The organism is Venatoribacter cucullus (assembly GCF_016132445.1).
Lineage (GTDB): Bacteria > Pseudomonadota > Gammaproteobacteria > Pseudomonadales > Oceanobacteraceae > Venatoribacter > Venatoribacter cucullus.
Genome location: NZ_CP046056.1, coordinates 700,617 through 718,011 on the forward strand (window position 1 = coordinate 700,617; position 17,395 = coordinate 718,011).

The window sequence follows — 17,395 nt, forward strand, 5'->3', positions numbered from 1 at the left end:
GGGTCAGACCCGCAGTTAAGTCAAAGATTTCAGCGGCAAAGCCCGGCGCAGATGTTTATAATCCCCGCTTTTATCGGATCCGGGCTCTGGCATGCAGAGCCGCCAACCAAGAGGCAGTTTCTGTCAGTATGGGTATCTGGACACTGGGCATTAACCACAAAACAGCACCGGTCGCGGTACGGGAGCGGGTCTCTTTCGACCCGGCCAGTATGCCCGTGGTGCTGAATGAGGTGCAGGCGCTGGACCCGGTGGCTGAAGTCGTGATTCTGTCGACCTGTAACCGTACCGAAATTTATTGCTCTTCCGATCAGTTGCCGGAACAAACGCTGGTGGATTGGTTGTCGCAGCATCATCAGATTGACCGCCAGCAGCTGAACGGCGCGCTCTATTATCTGCAGGAAGATAAAGCCGTGCAGCATGCTATGCGGGTCGCCAGTGGGCTGGATTCGCTGGTGCTGGGCGAGCCGCAGATTCTCGGCCAGATGAAATCCGCTTATGCCGTGGCGCAGGAGGCGGGCACCGTCGGGGCCGAACTGGGCCGTTTATTCCGCCAGACCTTTGCCATCGCCAAGCGGGTGCGTACCAATACCGCTATTGGTGAAAATCCGGTATCGGTGGCCTTTGCCGCGGTGCGCATGGCGCAGCATATTTTTGCCGATATGCAGCAGAGCACAGCATTGCTGATTGGTGCCGGTGAAACCATAGAGCTGGTGGCGCGGCATCTGAAACAGGCCGGTGTTGGCAGCATTATTGTCGCCAACCGCACGCTGGCGCGGGCACAGCATCTGGCGCAGGAATTTCATGCTGAAGCGGTGCTGCTGGAAGATATTCCGGAAGTGTTGCCGCGCGCCGATATTGTTATTTCTTCCACCGCCAGCCCGCTGCCCATTCTGGGGAAAGGGATGGTGGAAAAAGCACAGAAAAAACGCCGCCATAAACCCATGTTTATGGTGGATATTGCGGTGCCGCGCGATATTGAAGCCGAAGTAGCGGAATTATCCGATGTGTATCTGTACACCGTTGATGATTTGCGCAGCATTATCGAAGAAAACGTCCGCTCCCGCGAAGATGCTGCCCGTCAGGCCGAAGAATTAATTCTGGCCGGGGTCGACCATTTTATGCGCGAATTAAAAGCGCTGGATGCGGTGCGTACCGTCACCGATTTACGCGCCAGTGTGGATGCCCTGCGCGAAGAACAATTACAGAAAGCCCTAAAACAATTACAGGCCGGTACCGACCCGGAAAAAGTGCTGCGCTATTTTGCCCACACCTTCAGTAACAAGGTGCTGCATGCGCCCACCACTTCCTTACGCCGCGCGGGTTCTGAAAGCCGGCTGGAAGTGCTGGACTGGACCCGGGAATTGTTCAACCTGAACAGTCATCGCATTCCGGATGCCGCCACCGACGACGACTCTGCCTCCTCATGAAAAGCTCCATCCTGCAAAAACTGGAACACCTGCGCGACCGCTATGAAGAAGTCGGTCATCTGCTGTCCGAACCCGATGCTGCTAATGATCAGGAGCGCTTCCGTAAACTGTCGAAAGAATACGCCGAGCTGGAAACCATCGCCCGCACTTTCAGTGCCTACGAGCAGGCCGGCGCCGATCTGGCCGAAGCGCAGTTACTGGCGCAGGACAGCGATGCCGATATGCGCGCCATGGGTGAAGAAGAAGAAGAAGCGGCCCGCGAACGCCTGCAGCAGTTGCAGCTGGAACTGGAAATTCTGCTGCTGCCGCAGGACCCGGACGACAGCCGCAACGTGATTCTGGAAATCCGCGCCGGTACCGGTGGTGACGAAGCGGCGATTTTTGCCGGTGATCTGTACCGCATGTACAGCCGTTATGCGGAACTGCGTGGCTGGCGTACCGAGCTGCTCAGCGCCAGCGAGGGCGAGCACGGTGGCTTTAAAGAAGTGATTACCCGTATTTCCGGTACCGATGTGTACTCGCAGCTGAAGTTTGAATCCGGCGCCCACCGGGTACAGCGCGTACCGGCCACCGAAAGCCAGGGCCGTATTCATACCTCGGCCTGCACCGTGGCGGTGATGCCGGAAGTGAGCGAAGAAGAAGAGCTCGATATCAACAAAAACGACCTGCGTATTGATACCTTCCGCGCCTCCGGCGCCGGTGGTCAGCACATTAACAAAACCGATTCCGCCATTCGTGTAACCCACTTACCGACCGGCCTGGTGGTGGAATGTCAGGACGAGCGCTCGCAGCATAAAAACCGCGCCAAGGCGCTGGCGGTGCTGGCCACGCGCCTGCGCGATGCTCAACGGCAGGCGGCGCAGGCGGAACAGGCCGCCACGCGCAAAAGTCTGGTCGGCAGTGGTGACCGTTCCGAGCGTATCCGCACCTACAACTACCCGCAGGGGCGTATTACCGACCACCGCATCAACCTTACTTTATATAAGCTGGATGAAGTGGTGCAGGGCGACCTGAACCCGGTGATTGAACCGCTGATCCGCGAGCATCAGGCCAACCTGCTGGCAGATATGGCCGGCCAATAATGCGTATCGACGCCTGGCTGGCACAGGCCCGGGAACGGCTGGCAGCGGTCAGTGACAGCGCCCGGCTGGATGCTGAATTATTACTGGCCGGCGCCCTGCAGAAAGACCGCACCTGGCTGTATACCTGGGCCGACCGCGAACTGAGCAGCGCCGAACTGGCCCTGGCGGAACCCTTGTTACAACGCCGTGCCGCCGGTGAACCGGTGGCCTATATTCTGGGCTGGCGCGATTTCTGGTCGCTGCGGCTGCAGACTGAACCCTCTACCTTAATTCCCCGTCCGGATACCGAAACCCTGATCGAGTGGGCGCTGGAATTGCCCTTGCCGGCCAACAGTCACGTGCTGGACCTGGGCACCGGCACCGGTGCCATTGCACTGGCGCTGGCCAGCGAGCAACCGTCGTGGCAGGTCAGCGGGGTAGATCAATCGGCCGCTGCCGTGGCCCTGGCGCAGCGCAATGCTTTGGCGAATGGCCTGCCAGAAGTCAGTTTTCAGGCTTCTGACTGGTTCAGCACGGTGCAGGGGCAGTTTGATCTGATCGTCAGTAACCCGCCTTATATTGATGCCGCCGACCCGCACCTGCAGCAGGGCGATGTGCGCTTTGAGCCGGCCTCTGCACTGGTAGCAGGCCAGCAAGGGCTGCAGGATCTGGCCACCATTATTGAGCAGGCGCCGGTGTATCTGCGCGCCGGTGGCTGGTTATTGCTGGAGCATGGCTGGCAGCAGGCTGACGCTGTCTGCACCTTGCTGCAGGCGCGGGGCTTTGTGCAGGTGGCCAACCGCCGGGATATGGGTAGCCAGCCCCGCATCAGCGGAGGATGCTGGCCGCAACAGGCCATTGCCTGAGTGGTTGTGCCGTATATGACAGGCTGATGCTTGCTTGTCTGCCATAATTGGCAGTGTGAGTTTCGCATCTGATCCGTACCCCGCTGACGGCCCGGCCTGCAGGCCACTTATTCCGCCACCTCCGGCGCTTAAATTGCTACTTTATTACTATATGGTTATATCTGGCCCTGGTTTTGCTGTGTATGGTCAATAACTGATCTCAAACGGTAATAACAACAGCGAGGTAATTATGGCCAGAGTCATTATCCTGGGCGCCGGTACCGGCGGTATGGCAGGGGCTTACGAAATCCGCGAAGCCTTAAGCAATCAGCATCAGGTCACGGTGATTAACGAGCGGGAAGACTTCCAGTTCGTACCGTCCAACCCCTGGATTGCGGTGGGCTGGCGTGAGCGCCCGGAAATCAGCTTCCCCATTCGTCCGCATCTGGAAAAGAAAGGCATTGAATTTATTGCCGCCGCTGTCACCGAAATTGATCCGCACCATAACCAGCTGAAGCTGGTCAACGGCAACACCGAAGCTTATGACTATCTGGTGATCTGTACCGGCCCGAAACTGAATTTTGCGGCCATTGAAGGGGCTGGTCCGCACGGTGGTTATACCCAGTCGGTGTGTTCACTGGACCATGCTGAAACCTGCCGGGACGATGTGAAAGCCCTTATTGCCGAGCCCGGCCATGCCATTGTCGGCGCCATGCCGGGGGCTTCCTGTTTTGGCCCGGCCTACGAATACGCCTTTATTCTGGATAAAGAACTGCGTAACAAAAAAGTGCGCGACCGGGTGCCCATGACTTACGTTACCAGCGAGCCTTATATCGGCCATTTAGGCCTGGGCGGCGTGGGCGATTCCAAGTCCATGCTGGAAAGCGAACTGCGTAACCGCCACATTAAATGGATTACCAACGCCAAGGTCACCAAAGTGGGCGACGGTGTGATGTATGTGGATGAGCTGAACGACGATGGCTCGCTGAAAAAACAGCATGAATTACCGTTCAAACACTCCATGATGTTGCCGTCCTTTGCCGGGGTAGATCCGGTGGCGGCGGTTCCCGAGCTGGTGAACCCGAAAGGCTTTGTGAAAATTGATGAGTTCCAGCGCAGCCCGGCGTTTAAAAATATTTATTCGGCCGGTGTCTGTGTGGCCATTCCGCCGGTGGAGGAAACCCCGGTGCCGACCGGCACACCGAAAACCGGTTATATGATTGAATCCATGATGACCGCCATTGCCCATAACCTGGCCGCTGATCTGGATGGCAAAGGCCAGCCCGATGCCCGCGGCACCTGGAGCGCCATCTGTTTAGCCGACATGGGCGATACCGGCGCGGCCTTTGTGGCCATTCCACAGATTCCGCCGCGCAACGTGACCTGGTTCAAAAAAGGTAAGTGGGTGCATCTGGCCAAAATCGCCTTCGAGAAGTATTTCATTCACAAAATGAAAACCGGCTCCAGCGAGCCGATTTATGAGAAGTACACGCTTAAAGCACTGGGGATTAATCGTCTGAAAGACTGAGAAGAAAGCAAACCAACACACCCGCCATGGCGGGTGTATTAGTTTTTAAAGGCAGGAAAATTACTCTTCGCCGAACAGCGAACAGTCAATCATGTCGCACAGGCAGTGAATCACCAGCAGGTGTACTTCCTGAATGCGCGCCGTAACAAAAGCCGGAACGCGGATTTCCACGTCATCGGCGGTCAGCAACGAGGCCATGTGGCCGCCATCTTTACCAGTTAACGCCACCACCGTCATATCACGCTCATGGGCGGCCTGAATGGCCTGCACCACGTTGGCAGAATTACCGCTGGTGGAAATGGCCAGCAATACGTCACCGGCATTACCCAGCGCCCGGATCTGCTTGGAAAAAATTTCGTTGTAGCTGTAATCGTTGGCAATCGAGGTAACGGTGGACGAGTCCGTGGTTAAGGCGATGGCCGGCAGGCTGGGGCGCTCACGTTCAAAACGGTTCAGCAGTTCGGAAGAGAAGTGCTGCGCATCGCCGGCCGAGCCACCATTGCCACAGGTAAGAATTTTGCCGCCGTTCAGCAGGGCATTAACCATCACACTGCCGGCGCGTTCGATATAAGGAGGCAGCTCTTCAGCGGCCAGAGTTTTGGTTTCGATGCTGGCACCAAAATGGCCAATGATGCGATGTTGCACGTCGGAACTCCGTTACAGTAAGGCGGTTATCATAATGAAAGCGTGCCGGTCAGGCAAAAGCGTTCTGAATCCAGTCAAAGATAATTGGTTCCCCGCTGCCGGACAGCACATCAATACGGCAGAACGGCGGCCGGTTGCCAAAGTGTTGCTGTAAATAAAACTCGGCGGTGCGGCGTATTTTATTCTGCTTGGCGCGGGTAATGCTTTCGGCACCGCTGCCGTGGCCGCTGTCCTGGCGGTAACGCACTTCCACAAATACCAGCACGTCGTCCTGCCACATAATCAGATCAATTTCACCGCCGCGCAGGGTGAAGTTGCGCTCGACCAGCGTCAGCCCCTGCTGGCTCAGCCAGTGTTCGGCCAGTTGCTCAATGGCATGGCCTTTATGGCGGTTACTTAAGGCTGGATCGTTCGGGTCGGTGGCCATCCGTGCCTCCTGTGTATGGGTGAATTTCAGCCGCTGGTATCAGCGGTTGGCAATCCGTACCGGCCGGCCGTTTTCAAAAACCGTGCATTCGGTGCGGCGCACAATCCGGCGCTCGGCGTTCAGCATCAGGGCGCCGGTGCTGCCGAACACCTGGCTGTGCGGTAACACTTCCAGCTGCTTCAGGCGCGGTAATAAGCGGAATGCATCCACGCCCATGGCGTACAGGCGGGCATAGCTGCCCTGGCCACCGGGAATGGCTTTCTCCACGGTCTCCTGCAAACTGCCGGACTGCAGCAGCCAGGGCATATCGCAGAACTGAATGCCGTTCAGGTCGCGGTCGCGGGCGCTGTTGGGTTCACCGGTATACAGGTGCGAGGTGGCGTACACCGGCAGGTCGGCGGCAAAGTTAAACGCCAGCGTGGGTTTTATCTGACGCGCCTGCTGCGGCAGCGCCACCATAAAAATCCAGTCGGCATCTTGGCGGCGGCGCGGTTCAAATTCGGTGCTCTGGCGCAGTAAGCGGCGCACGGCCTGATAGCGGCGCTGGCTTTCATCCACGTTCAGCAGGGCGCGCACATCGGGGTTGTAGTCCTGGCGGTTGGGGTAATAACGCTGCTCGCTGATATCACCACCCAGTGCCAGCCAGTGCTCGCGGAAAGCGTTGTAAATGCGCTCCCCCCAGTCACCCTGCGGCACCAGTACCAGGGCCCGGCGCTTGCCATCGGCCCAGGCTTTTTCGGCAATCTGCACTGCTTCATCTTCAGCAGCCAGCCCATACTGATAGAGGTTGGCGGGGCTGCTTTCGTTATCGGTGCGGTCGCCGTAATTCAGCGCCAGCGTTGGCAGCGGCAGGCTGTCGCGTTGCTGCAAAGCCTGTACCTGCAGTTTATTCACCGGGCCAATCAGCCATTCGGCGCCGTCAAACTGAGCCTGGGCGTAGGCGGCATTCACATCGGCCAGTTGCTGGTTGTCGTAAATACGCACCCGCGGTACCGGGAAGCCTTTGTTCAGAGATTCATAATAGGCAGCCATAAAACCATCGCGGATGGCGCGGCCGGTTTTTTCCAGCGGGCCACTCAGTGGCAGCAACAACGCTACCTGTTGCGGACGTTCATTGGCGATTTCCTGCAGCATGGCCAAGCCACCGGGCAGGCTGAGTGCGGCCGGATGGCGGTTGTGCTGTTGCTGCCATTGGCTGACGGCGGCCACCTGTTCATCCAGCGTCAGGCGGGAATTACGTGCCACGGCGGCCAGCTGCAGCCAGTGGCCGAACTGGGTATCGGGGCTGCGTTCGGCCCATTCCAGCAGTTCCGCTTCCGGCATCAGCATCAGGTTTTGCCAGATGCGTTCATGGTTGGTTTTAGCAGCGTCGCCACTGAGCAGCGGCGCCTGAAAATCGCGCTCGCGGGCTGCGGCCAGATACTGGCCGGTGGCTTCATACCAGCGCGCTTTTAACAGGCTGGCCTGAATTTCCTGCGCGCTGCTGGCTTGCGGCAACAGATCGTTCAGTTCGGTTAAATAAGGCGCACTGAGGTCCGGCTCCTGCAGCATCAGATACAGCTCGGCGGATAACAGCAGAAAATCAATACGTTCACGGGCGCTCAGGTTGCGCTCGCCCAGAGGTTGCAATTGCGCGGCGGCGTTGCCAAACTCGCCGGCATCCAGCGCGCGCCGGGCCTGTTGCAACAAACTGGCCGTACCTTGTTGGTCACCCGCTATCGTTGCTGCGGTATCCACCGGGCCGGGTTTACTGGCGCAGCCGCTGAGGGCGGCACAACCGGCCAGCAGCAACCATAATGACGCGCGCGCCATTCCGCTTAATCCAGATTCAGGTAACTTTTCCCGCATGACATCCGATTCCAGAACTCAGGCCGGCACGCTCTACATTGTGGCGACACCGATTGGCAATTTGTCCGACCTGACCGTAAGAGCCCAGCAGGTGCTGGCCAGCGTCGATGTGATTGCGTGCGAGGATACCAGACATACCAGCAAATTACTCCAGCACCTGGGGCTGCATAAGCCGCTGTTGTCGGTGCATGAACACAACGAACGCGACCGCATTGAACAGGTGGCGCAATTGCTCCGCAAAGGGCAGAGCATGGCGCTGGTTTCCGATGCCGGCACGCCGCTGATTTCCGACCCCGGCTACCCTCTGGTGCAGGGTTTGCGCCAGCTGGGCCTGCCGGTAACGCCCATTCCCGGTGTCAGTGCCATTATTACCGCCCTGAGTGCGGCGGGCTTACCCACCGACCGTTTTACCTTTGAAGGCTTTCTGCCGCACAAAGCCGGCAGCAAACGTGAAAAACTGGAAGCCCAGGCGCAGGAACCGCGCACCCTGGTGTACTACGAAGCCAAACACCGCATTCTGGAAACTCTGCAGATGATGGCCGAGGTATTCGGCCCCGAACGCCCGGCCTGCGTGGCGCGCGAACTGACCAAAACTTTCGAGACTTTTTACCACGGTACGCTGCCTGAGATTCTGGCGCAGATCAGCGCCGACGACGACCAGCAAAAAGGCGAGTTTGTGGTGATGATTGCCGGCAACCCAAACCCGGCGCCAAGCAGCGAAGTGGACAGCGAAAAATTATTCCGCTTATTGCTGGCGGAATTACCGCCGAAAAAAGCCGCGGCGGTGATTGCCGAGCTGACGGGCGTGAATAAAAAAGAGTTGTACCAGAAAGCGCTGGAGATACAGGGGAAGGCGTGATTTTTATGGATTAGGCGGCGGACACCTGGGTGTCCGGTTTAGCTTGGCAGAATTACCTTAATCTGCCTTCGACTTGTCATAAGCTTTCCTTGATTTAATACTTTTTATCAAAGAAATTATTGCAAGAAAAGACATGAAAAAAGTAAAAAAACTCTCAGTCATAGGAGACGATACTGAAATCGCGGCTATTACGAAATAGAGTGCAAAACTAAACAAGTATTCATTTGGCGAGTACCGGTAATTATAGTCCAGTGATTTTCCTGCCAATGTGTCCGAAAAGAAAATGCTTAGCCCTCTTTGGGCAATGTTTTTACGAATATAGTTGTTAGCTTTTCGTCTTGAGAAGGACCAATACACAACATCGTTAGATGGAGCAGCTTTGACCTGAAAGGCTCTGGGTGAGTAAGGGAATTCAATTTTGTTTAATATAAGAGCTTGCGCATCGTTGATATCTTCGATGTTTATCGTTCCATTCAGAAAGCTTCGAGTTGGTCGCATTTTGCTCATTTCATATAACAGTTTCTTCGTAGGCATGCTCATTTACACACCTGTGTCCTTGTTTAAGTCCCGAGTCTAACCCACTGTTAACCAAGCGAAAAGCGCCGGTAATAACATCGTTATCAGGCTATAAACGCGCATGCACACGATCACTCCGCAGTCGTCTTTACACGTTGCGCGCTATCACTTTGAGTAATCTCTTAACTCATTGATTTTAAAGGGGGGATTCTTCGGCATTGGAGGCAATTCGCGCATCGCTATGCTGACACTGGCGCGTAAACGCGCACGATTCCGGCGGTTTCGCTCAATCATCTGGGGGGATATCCAGTACTTCGTGGTTCAATTGAAAGGTTTACATGTAAACTGAAAATTGTTTAGATGTGAACCATTGTGCTGCCTGTGCGGCAAACCCATTATCTGAGCGAGCCAACCCCGTATGGATAAACGTCTCTTCTTTTTACTGAACATGGCGCAGAAGAAGCTCTTCCGTCATGTCGATGCTCTGTGCGAGCGCGAGCTGGATGCATCCGTTACGCAGCTGGCGGCGCTGATGCTTATTTGCCAGCAGCCGGGTTGTTTGCAGAAGGATCTGGCGCAGGCGCTGGAGCTGAATAAATCGGCCGTTACCGGGCTGATTAGCCGTATGGAAAAGAACGGGCTGGTGCAGCGCGGCACTACCGATGATGCGCGTGCGGTGAGCCTGTTTCCGACGGAAGCCGGGCTGGCGAAAACCCGGCAACTGAAGCCGCTGATTACTCAGCTGAATAAGCGCTTTGCTGAGGAATTCAGCGACGACGAACTGCAGGTGGTGCTGCGTTTTCTTAATTTTATTTTGCAGACCTTCTGAGGGGGCTGATATGACCGCATCTATAAATACAAAAACATCGGGACATTTGGCCAGCGCCGGGCAGAACACACTGCCTGCAGGCGAGACTATCCGTATCCGTACTAAAAACGGTGCTGAATTGGCGGCCAAGGTATTCGAGCCGCAGGGCGTGGCCAAAGGTGTGTGCATTATTGCCCCTGCCACGGGCGTGGCGCATTACCTGTACGACGATTTTGCCCGCTGGCTGGCGGGGCAGGGGTATGTGGCGCTCAGCTTCGATTACGAGGGCATGGGCGATTCGGTGCGTGGGCATCTGAAGCACTGCAAAAGCGACAAGCTGAGCTGGGCCAGTAACGATTGCCCGGTGGTGCTGGCGTATGTGAAAGAGCGTTTTGCGGGGCTGGAGCGCATCTGGATCGGCCACAGCGTGGGCGGCCATATGATTGGTTTTATGGGACATAACCCGGATATCGACCGCATTATTACCGTGGGTTCGGGGGTGGGTACCTGGTGGTATAACTCAGCGCCGACCAAGCGTGTGGCCTGGTTTTTGTGGTATTTCCTGGTGCCGGCGGTGGTGCCGGTAGCGGGTTATTTCCCCGGTAAAAAGCTCGGCATTATGACGGATATGCCCAAGGGCGTGATTCTGCAATGGCGGCGCTGGTGCCTGAAAAAAGAATACGCGGTGGGCGCGGAAGGCGATTGGTTGCGTCAGCGGTTTGCTTCGGTAAAAACGCCGATTACATCAGTGGAATTCAGCGACGATGAAATGATGTCGGCGCGCAGTGTGGCCATGCTGCACAGCTTTTTTACCGGCGCGCCCAAGAATCATATTCGCGTGACGCCGCAGGATATCGGCCAGAAGCGCATTGGTCATATCGGCTGGCATCGCCAGCGTTATGCCGCGCTGTGGGATCAGGTATTTGCGCCGGTGTTGAAGGGTGAATGCTGAATGCTGGACGGGAGACGCTTTAAAAGCATGGCGCTGAATAATCCGCTTTGAATAAGCTGCGCCAAGACAAGCGATGCCTGTTTGTGTGTGATCGGCGCTGAAGGTGGTTGCGCCAAGACAAGCGATGCCTGTTTGTGTGTGATCGGCGCTGAAGGTGGTTGCGCCAAGACAAGCGATGCCTGTTTGTGTGTTATCGGCGCTGCAGATGGTTGCGCCAAGACAAGCGATGACTGTTTGTGTATGATCCGCGGCGGAGTCGGCCAAGACAGTCGCTGCCGGTATCAGCAATGGTATCGGGGGAGGAAAGTCCGGGCTTCATAGGGCAGGGTGCCAGGTAACGCCTGGGGGGCGCGAGCCTACGACCAGTGCAACAGAGAGCAAACCGCCGATGGCCCACGCAAGTGGGATCAGGTAAGGGTGAAAGGGTGCGGTAAGAGCGCACCGCGCGGCTGGTAACAGTCCGTGGCACGGTAAACTCCACCCGAAGCAAGACCAAATAGGCCCCCGTATGGCGCGGCCCGCGTTGGGGGCGGGTAGGTTGCTTGAGCCTGTGAGCGATTGCAGGCCTAGACGAATGACTGTCCACGACAGAACCCGGCTTAGCGGCTGACTCCTTTTACATCTAAAAGCCCCTGCAAATGTGAATTTGCAGGGGCTTTTTCTTTGGACCTGAAGCCGGTTTCTGCCATGGACAGTGACTGTCCACGACGACTCTTCAGAACAACCGGGGCTTAGCGGCTGACTCCAATTATTTAAAAGCCCCTGCAAGTGTGAATTTGCTGGGGCTTTTTCTTTAGGCCTTAAGCCGATTCTGCCGTGGACAGTGACTGTCCACGACGACTCTTCAGAACAACCGGGGCTTAGCGGCTGACTCCACTTATTTAAAAGCCCGCACAGAGCAATCTGAGCGGGCTTTTTCTTTGCATCCAGCCTTAAGCATCCAGCGTTCATCGCATAAGCGGGCCGTTGGCCCGATTCGCGGACAAGGTCCGCTCCTACAATGATTTTGGCGACGCGTTATTGGTGGTTTTAGAGCGGCTTCCGTCTCCCGTCCAGCATCCAGCGTCTGCGCATAAGCGGGCCGTTGGCCCGATTCGCGGACAAGGTCCGCTCCTACAATGATTTTGGCGGCGCGTTATTGGTGGTTTTAGAGCGTCTTCCGTCTCCCGTCCAGCCACCAGCCTCAAGCGTCCAGCTTCCAGCTTCCAGCTTCCAGCTTCCAGCGCCATGCTTGTAAAGCGTCTCCCGTCTCCCGTCCAGCATTCAGCATTCAGCATTCCGCACGCCGTTCCCCCAAAAAATGTCAATTTGTGTATAATTCCCGAACTTTTTATAAGGGTTTTATCTATGTCGATTGAGCAAAGTCTGCTGGCCCGGGCTGGCAACAAGTGTGAGTTATGCGGTTCTGAACAGGATCTGAGCGCGCAGCTGGTGTCGCCGCACAGTCAGTTGACCGTGGATACCGGTGTGGTGCTCTGTGGCACGTGCCAGCCGCAGGTAGCGGGCGCTGACGCCGATGCTAACCACTGGCGTTGTCTGAACGACAGTATGTGGAGCCAGGTGCCGGCGGTGCAGGTGGTGGCGTACCGGATGCTGAAGCGTTTAGGGGCGGCTGGTGAAGGTTGGGCGCAGGATCTGCTGGATGTCATGTATATGGAAGACGACACCCGCAAGTGGGCCGAAACCCGCAGTGCGGAAGAAGACCGTGAGCCCACCCGCGATTCCAACGGTGCCATTCTGCAGGCCGGCGACAACGTTACCCTGATCAAAGATCTGGATGTAAAAGGCGCCAACTTTACCGCCAAGCGCGGCACTACCGTGCGCGGTATTTCCCTGACCGATAACCCGGAGCACATCGAAGGCCGGGTAAACGGTGTGCGCATTGTGATCATCAGCGCTTACACCAAAAAAGCCTGAGTCAGAAACTGCATCGCTGCGGCTGCCGGCCTGCTTTCGTCGGGTTGGCAGCTGTATGCCATTTCGGTTATAAGGCGGTCTGCAGTTTTTACAGGTTTACTCTATGCACAGCGATTTCTGGCACGACAAATGGGAACGGATGGAAATCGGTTTCCACCTCAACGAAGTGAATAAAATTCTGCTCAAATACTGGCCAACGCTGAAGGTTGCGCCCGGCAGCACTGTGCTGGTGCCGCTGTGCGGCAAAACGCTGGATCTGGTCTGGCTGCGCAGCAAGGGCTACGGTGTGGTGGGTATTGAGCTGAGTGAAATTGCCCTGGATGAGCTGGCGCAGCTGCTGCGCGACGAGCTGAATCTGAGCATTGAAAAAACCCGTACGCAACTGAACGGCGAAGATGCCGCGGTCTACCGTGGTGACGGCGTGCTGCTGATTGCCGGGGATTTCTTTGCCGTAACCCCAGAGCTGATCGGCCCGGTACATGCCGTATACGATCGTGCTGCGCTGGTGGCCCTGCCGGCAACCATGCGGATTGATTACTGCAACCAGATCCGCCGCCTCAGCGACCATGCTCCGCAACTGTTGGTTACCTTCGATTATGACCAGAACATCGCCAATGGCCCGCCGTTTGCGGTGCTGGACGACGAAGTGCGTACTCACTACGCGGTTCATTATGCGCAGCTGGAACGGCTGGATGATCGTGAATTGATTGAGCAGGAACCGAAGTTCCGCGCCAAGGGCTTAACCTCGTTCCGCCAGCTGGTGTACCACCTGCACCAGAACTGATGTGCCGGCGGTTCAGGCCGCCGTAATCTCTAATACCCGGATGCGTTCTACCTCCGGGTAATGCCACACCACATTAATATCCCAGAAGCGCGCGCCGTAATGGCGTTCCGGCCCCGGCTGCTGATAGGCCGGTTTCGGGTCTTGTGCCAGGCATTGTTCAATTAAGCCCTGTACGTCTTCGCCCAGGCGTTGCCCCTGTTGGTGGGCGGCGGCCAGAGCCTGTGGCTGCCATTCCACCGTTACCGTGCCGGGCGCTGCACTGGCAATGCCATTGCTGGCCTGCGGCAGGCTGTCGGCGTAAGGCACATAGGGTTTGATGTCGATAATGGGGGTGCCATCCAGCAGGTCGATGCCGCTGACAATCAGGCGGGTGCCTTCGATGCGCTCCAGTTTCACCACCGACTGCCCAATGCTGTTGGGGCGGTGGGTGCTGCGGGTGGCAAACACGCCCAGTTTGTCGTTACCGCCCAATCGCGGCGGGCGTACCCGCAGGCGCGGTGGTTCGCCGTCGGCCGGCAAGGCTTCATGGAAGATAAACAGCAGCCAGATATGGCTGACCTGTTCCAGCCCGGCCAGCGCCAGCGGGTCGTTAAAGGGGGGCTGCAATTCAATAACGCCACGCGCCGCCGGCGCCAGTTGCGGCTGGCGGGGAATGGCAAATTTTTCAGCGAATGGGGTGCGGGCAACAGCGACCGGGGTAATGTGCATAAAAAAGCCGGAAATGCGGAAAGCGCCAGTATAGCGTGGTGACTGTGCCAGGGACGAGCCCGGCTGGTCAGGGCCTGCTGAAGGCCGGTTTTTCAGAATTGAACACCATTGTTCAATTTAATTTATTGATGCTCAAATAATTACAAATGGTTTCCGTTTGTTAACTAACAGTCACAAGTTGGCCTGTTCGGTGCTGGCATACTGCCGCCGTTTTTGACGGTTCCTGACCATGCCGTCGACCCTGTTGGCTGTTTTCTGGCCGCAACTGCGTTCTGCAAGGTGATTTCATAATGAACAAACATATTCCGGTATTAGCTGCTGCTGTGGCAGCCGCTTCTTTATTCAGCGCTGGTGTTCAGGCTGGTGGTTTTAAAATCAACGAGCAAAGCGCCAGTGGCGCCGGCCGTGCCTTTGCCGGCAGTGCTGCCATTGCCAAGGATGCCTCGGTGGTGTTTTTTAACCCGGCCGGTATGAGCCGCCTGGAACAGTCGCAGGCCAGCTTTGGTTTTACCTTTCTGAATCTGGAAGGTGAGTTTAAGAATGGTGAGCTCATCAATCCGGCAGGCGCCAGCAGTAATACCGCTGAAGCTGGTGTGTATAACGACGGTGGCGATTTTATGCCGGATAAAGTCATTCCGTTCGGTTACTACGTGCGCAAACTGGATGAAAAAATGGCCGTTGGTCTGGGTATTTTTGCCCCCTTCGGTACCTCAACCGATTACGCGCAGGGCTCGCTGGCCAGCGGTTTTGCCGATGAAACCATGCTGTCTGCCATTGATATTCAGCCGACCTTTTCCTACCAGCTGACCGATACCTTCTCGGTCGGTGTTGGTCTGGATATTGTTTATGCCAAGGGCGTGCTAAGCAAAGAGCTGGATTTAGCGCCATATAATCCATCAGTTCCTGCTTACAACGTTGAAGCTTATAAAGGTTATGAAAATACCTTTGAAGTATCCGGTGACGATATTGCCTTTGGCTGGAACTTCGGTCTGATGTGGGATGTTACCCCGGCGACCACGCTGGGCCTGGCCTACCGCTCTGAAATCGAATTTGAGTTGGAAGGGGATTCTGAACTAAAGCAACCTATCGGGGGCACGTTACCTAAACAAGCCTCGCGCGTACCGCTGACCGGCCCGCAATCCGCCACGTTGAGTGTTGCCCATCAGCTTAACGACCGTGTACTGCTGCTGGGCGGTGCGACCTGGACCGATTGGTCGAGCTTTAAATACTTCGACATTATCGGTACCGAGCCGGGTCTGATTTCAGCGGTCAGCGGCTTGGGTGAGAACTACATCGGCCATATCGTCGAAAAATGGCGTGATACTGTGTCTGTGTCGTTCGGTGCGGAATATATGCTGAACCAGAACTGGACCCTGCGTGCCGGTTACGCCTTTGATGAGTCACCGGTGAAAGAAGCCTACCGTACCGCCCGGGTGCCGGATAACGACCGTCAGTGGCTGACCGCCGGTGCCACCTATAACCTGAACCCGCGCTGGAGCTTTGATGCGGCGCTGGCTTACCTGTTTATCGGTACGTCCAAGCTGAATGAACAGAACAAAGGCCTGGATGATGAGGTAAAAGGAATCGATCGCCTGACCGGCGAATACGATATTAACGCTCTGGGTATCTCCTTCCAGGCCAACTACCGTATGTAATTTCCCCGGTAGTACCGAAACCCGCCCGCTTCGGCGGGTTTTTTTATGCCTGTTATTGGGGCTTCGTCAGCAAACTTGCGCTCTGTGCTTGTTCGCTGCGGGTGGCGGCGTTAGGCTTTAGCTCCGGATTTTTTAGTGGTACAGGAAGGAAAAAATGACCGAATCTATCAGCACGCGTGAACGCTTAGCCGAGCAGGTGCAGTCGCTGCGTGACAACTGGCGAGAGGGTGGCCCGCTGCGTTCTTTGGTTTTGGCGTTGCTGGTGGTGTTATTGCTGGCGTCACTGGTGCTGGGTTTCTGGTGGAGCACCGAGCCGGATGCGTTTCCGGTGCGTGAGCGCGCCATGGTCCGGGCCGAGCAGATGGCGGTAGAGCCGGTACCGGGTTTTGTTACCACGGCCACGTTAATAGAAATGACCGAAACCCTGCTGAATAAGCGCGGTGGCTATTTAAGCAACGACATTCTGCCCCCCGGCTTATGGCTGGATAATATTCCCAACTGGGAATTCGGCGTGCTGATTCAGGTACGCGATTTTACCCGCGCGCTGCGCCGCGATTTCAGTCGCTCACAAAGCCAGTCGACCGAAGATAAAGACCTGGCCGTAGCTGAACCGCAGCTCCATTTTGACAACAACAGCTGGGCGCTGCCTTCCACCGAAGCAGAATACAGCCGTGGTCTGGCGGCACTGGAAAGCTATCTGGGCCGGCTGGCCGACCCGCAGGATAGCAATGCCCAGTTCTATACCCGGGCTGACAACCTGCGCCGCTGGTTGACCGATGTGGAAAACCGTTTAGGCAGTTTATCGCAGCGTCTCAGTTCTTCGGTGGGGCGTCCGCGCCTGAATACCGATCTGGCCGGTGATACGGAAGCGCATCAGTCCACCCCGACCAGCACCGAGCAGGAAGTGAAAACCCCCTGGACCGAGCTAGACGACGTGTTTTACGAAGCCCGCGGCACTTCCTGGGCTTTAATGCACCTGCTGCGTGCTGTTGAGCATGATTTTCACGATGTGCTTACCCGTAAGAATGCACTGGTCAGCCTGCGGCAGATTATCCGCGAGCTGGAAGCCACGCAGGAAGCGCTGTGGTCGCCCATGATTCTGAACGGCGGCGGCTTCGGCATGTTCGCCAACCATTCATTGGTGATGGCCTCGTACATCTCCCGCGCCAATGCGGCGTTGAAAGACCTGAACGACCTGCTGGCGCAGGGCTGAGCCTGTCGGGCGGACGTTCTGTCCGCCCATTGCTACGCCCCTTCCCGTCACCTCCCGGGCGGCGATAAAAAAATCTTTGTATCTTTATGTAACTTTTTTGTCGTCGGCCGGATGGCCTTTACATAATGTTTATTTTGATCTAACTAATTGAAAATTAAGGGTATTTTGAAATTCATCTGAGCGTCGGCCGGAAACTGGCCCG

16 protein-coding genes and 1 other RNA gene are annotated in these 17,395 nt (G+C 56.5%); 12 read left to right on the forward strand and 5 right to left on the reverse strand.

The annotated features are described in order from the left end of the window. Positions 1 to 128: 128 nt before the first annotated feature. The 4 genes from hemA (at position 129) to GJQ55_RS03485 (ending at position 4,861) form a co-directional block, all read left to right on the forward strand. Positions 129 to 1,427 (forward strand): glutamyl-tRNA reductase, encoded by a 1,299-nt coding sequence (hemA, locus tag GJQ55_RS03470; protein ID WP_228346125.1) that lies wholly within the window; start codon positions 129 to 131, stop codon positions 1,425 to 1,427. Continuing rightward, complete coding sequence (prfA, locus tag GJQ55_RS03475) at positions 1,424 to 2,509, forward strand: peptide chain release factor 1 (RefSeq protein ID WP_228346126.1); 1,086 nt, start codon at positions 1,424 to 1,426, stop codon at positions 2,507 to 2,509. The genes hemA and prfA overlap by 4 nt, the downstream gene beginning before the upstream one ends. Then, positions 2,509 to 3,354 carry a peptide chain release factor N(5)-glutamine methyltransferase gene (gene prmC / locus GJQ55_RS03480; protein ID WP_228346127.1) on the forward strand — a complete coding sequence of 282 codons (846 nt, stop codon included), beginning with the start codon at positions 2,509 to 2,511 and terminating at the stop codon, positions 3,352 to 3,354. The genes prfA and prmC overlap by 1 nt, the downstream gene beginning before the upstream one ends. A 229-nt stretch (positions 3,355 to 3,583) precedes the next feature. Continuing rightward, a complete protein-coding gene (locus tag GJQ55_RS03485) occupies positions 3,584 to 4,861 on the forward strand; it encodes an NAD(P)/FAD-dependent oxidoreductase (RefSeq protein WP_228346128.1) in 1,278 nt (425 codons plus the stop codon). Between the two features lie 60 nt (positions 4,862 to 4,921). Here GJQ55_RS03485 and GJQ55_RS03490 read toward each other — a convergent pair whose 3' ends face one another. The 3 genes from GJQ55_RS03490 to GJQ55_RS03500 are packed head-to-tail and all read right to left on the reverse strand — an operon-like array spanning position 4,922 to position 7,745. Further along, complete coding sequence (locus GJQ55_RS03490) at positions 4,922 to 5,506, reverse strand: phosphoheptose isomerase (protein ID WP_228346129.1); 585 nt, start codon at positions 5,504 to 5,506, stop codon at positions 4,922 to 4,924. 49 nt (positions 5,507 to 5,555) lie between these two features. Then, on the reverse strand, positions 5,556 to 5,933 hold the full coding sequence (locus GJQ55_RS03495; RefSeq protein ID WP_228346130.1) for a YraN family protein: 378 nt from the start codon (positions 5,931 to 5,933) through the stop codon (positions 5,556 to 5,558). A gap of 39 nt (positions 5,934 to 5,972) precedes the next feature. Further along, on the reverse strand, positions 5,973 to 7,745 hold the full coding sequence (locus GJQ55_RS03500; RefSeq protein ID WP_228346131.1) for a penicillin-binding protein activator: 1,773 nt from the start codon (positions 7,743 to 7,745) through the stop codon (positions 5,973 to 5,975). Positions 7,746 to 7,779: 34 nt separating this feature from the next. On the opposite strand from GJQ55_RS03500, the gene rsmI reads away from it, so the two are divergent. Then, on the forward strand, positions 7,780 to 8,640 hold the full coding sequence (gene rsmI / locus GJQ55_RS03505) for a 16S rRNA (cytidine(1402)-2'-O)-methyltransferase (protein WP_228346132.1): 861 nt from the start codon (positions 7,780 to 7,782) through the stop codon (positions 8,638 to 8,640). A gap of 57 nt (positions 8,641 to 8,697) precedes the next feature. On the opposite strand, the gene GJQ55_RS03510 is transcribed toward rsmI, so the two are convergent. Further along, positions 8,698 to 9,180, reverse strand: a complete 483-nt coding sequence (locus GJQ55_RS03510) for a hypothetical protein (protein WP_228346133.1) — start codon at positions 9,178 to 9,180, stop codon at positions 8,698 to 8,700. 394 nt (positions 9,181 to 9,574) lie between these two features. Between GJQ55_RS03510 and GJQ55_RS03515 the strand changes: the two genes are divergently transcribed. From GJQ55_RS03515 to tmpT, 5 genes are all read left to right on the forward strand, one after another. Then, positions 9,575 to 9,985, forward strand: a complete 411-nt coding sequence (locus GJQ55_RS03515) for a MarR family winged helix-turn-helix transcriptional regulator (protein ID WP_228346134.1) — start codon at positions 9,575 to 9,577, stop codon at positions 9,983 to 9,985. Between the two features lie 10 nt (positions 9,986 to 9,995). Further along, positions 9,996 to 10,916 carry an alpha/beta hydrolase family protein gene (locus GJQ55_RS03520; protein ID WP_228346135.1) on the forward strand — a complete coding sequence of 307 codons (921 nt, stop codon included), beginning with the start codon at positions 9,996 to 9,998 and terminating at the stop codon, positions 10,914 to 10,916. Positions 10,917 to 11,168: 252 nt separating this feature from the next. Beyond that, an RNA gene (gene rnpB / locus GJQ55_RS03525) (RNase P RNA component class A) lies at positions 11,169 to 11,534 on the forward strand. Positions 11,535 to 12,263: 729 nt separating this feature from the next. Then, on the forward strand, positions 12,264 to 12,833 hold the full coding sequence (locus GJQ55_RS03530) for a PhnA domain-containing protein (protein ID WP_228346136.1): 570 nt from the start codon (positions 12,264 to 12,266) through the stop codon (positions 12,831 to 12,833). Positions 12,834 to 12,936: 103 nt separating this feature from the next. Beyond that, on the forward strand, positions 12,937 to 13,617 hold the full coding sequence (tmpT, locus tag GJQ55_RS03535) for a thiopurine S-methyltransferase (RefSeq protein ID WP_228346137.1): 681 nt from the start codon (positions 12,937 to 12,939) through the stop codon (positions 13,615 to 13,617). 12 nt (positions 13,618 to 13,629) lie between these two features. Here the strand turns inward: tmpT and tsaA are convergent, their stop codons facing one another. After that, positions 13,630 to 14,325, reverse strand: a complete 696-nt coding sequence (tsaA, locus tag GJQ55_RS03540) for a tRNA (N6-threonylcarbamoyladenosine(37)-N6)-methyltransferase TrmO (RefSeq protein ID WP_228346138.1) — start codon at positions 14,323 to 14,325, stop codon at positions 13,630 to 13,632. Positions 14,326 to 14,615: 290 nt separating this feature from the next. Between tsaA and GJQ55_RS03545 the strand changes: the two genes are divergently transcribed. Together GJQ55_RS03545 and GJQ55_RS03550 are read left to right on the forward strand one after the other, a co-directional pair. Next, positions 14,616 to 15,980, forward strand: a complete 1,365-nt coding sequence (locus tag GJQ55_RS03545) for an OmpP1/FadL family transporter (protein ID WP_228346139.1) — start codon at positions 14,616 to 14,618, stop codon at positions 15,978 to 15,980. Positions 15,981 to 16,134: 154 nt separating this feature from the next. Then, a complete protein-coding gene (locus tag GJQ55_RS03550; protein WP_228346140.1) occupies positions 16,135 to 17,193 on the forward strand; it encodes a DUF2333 family protein in 1,059 nt (352 codons plus the stop codon). Positions 17,194 to 17,395 lie beyond the last annotated feature (202 nt).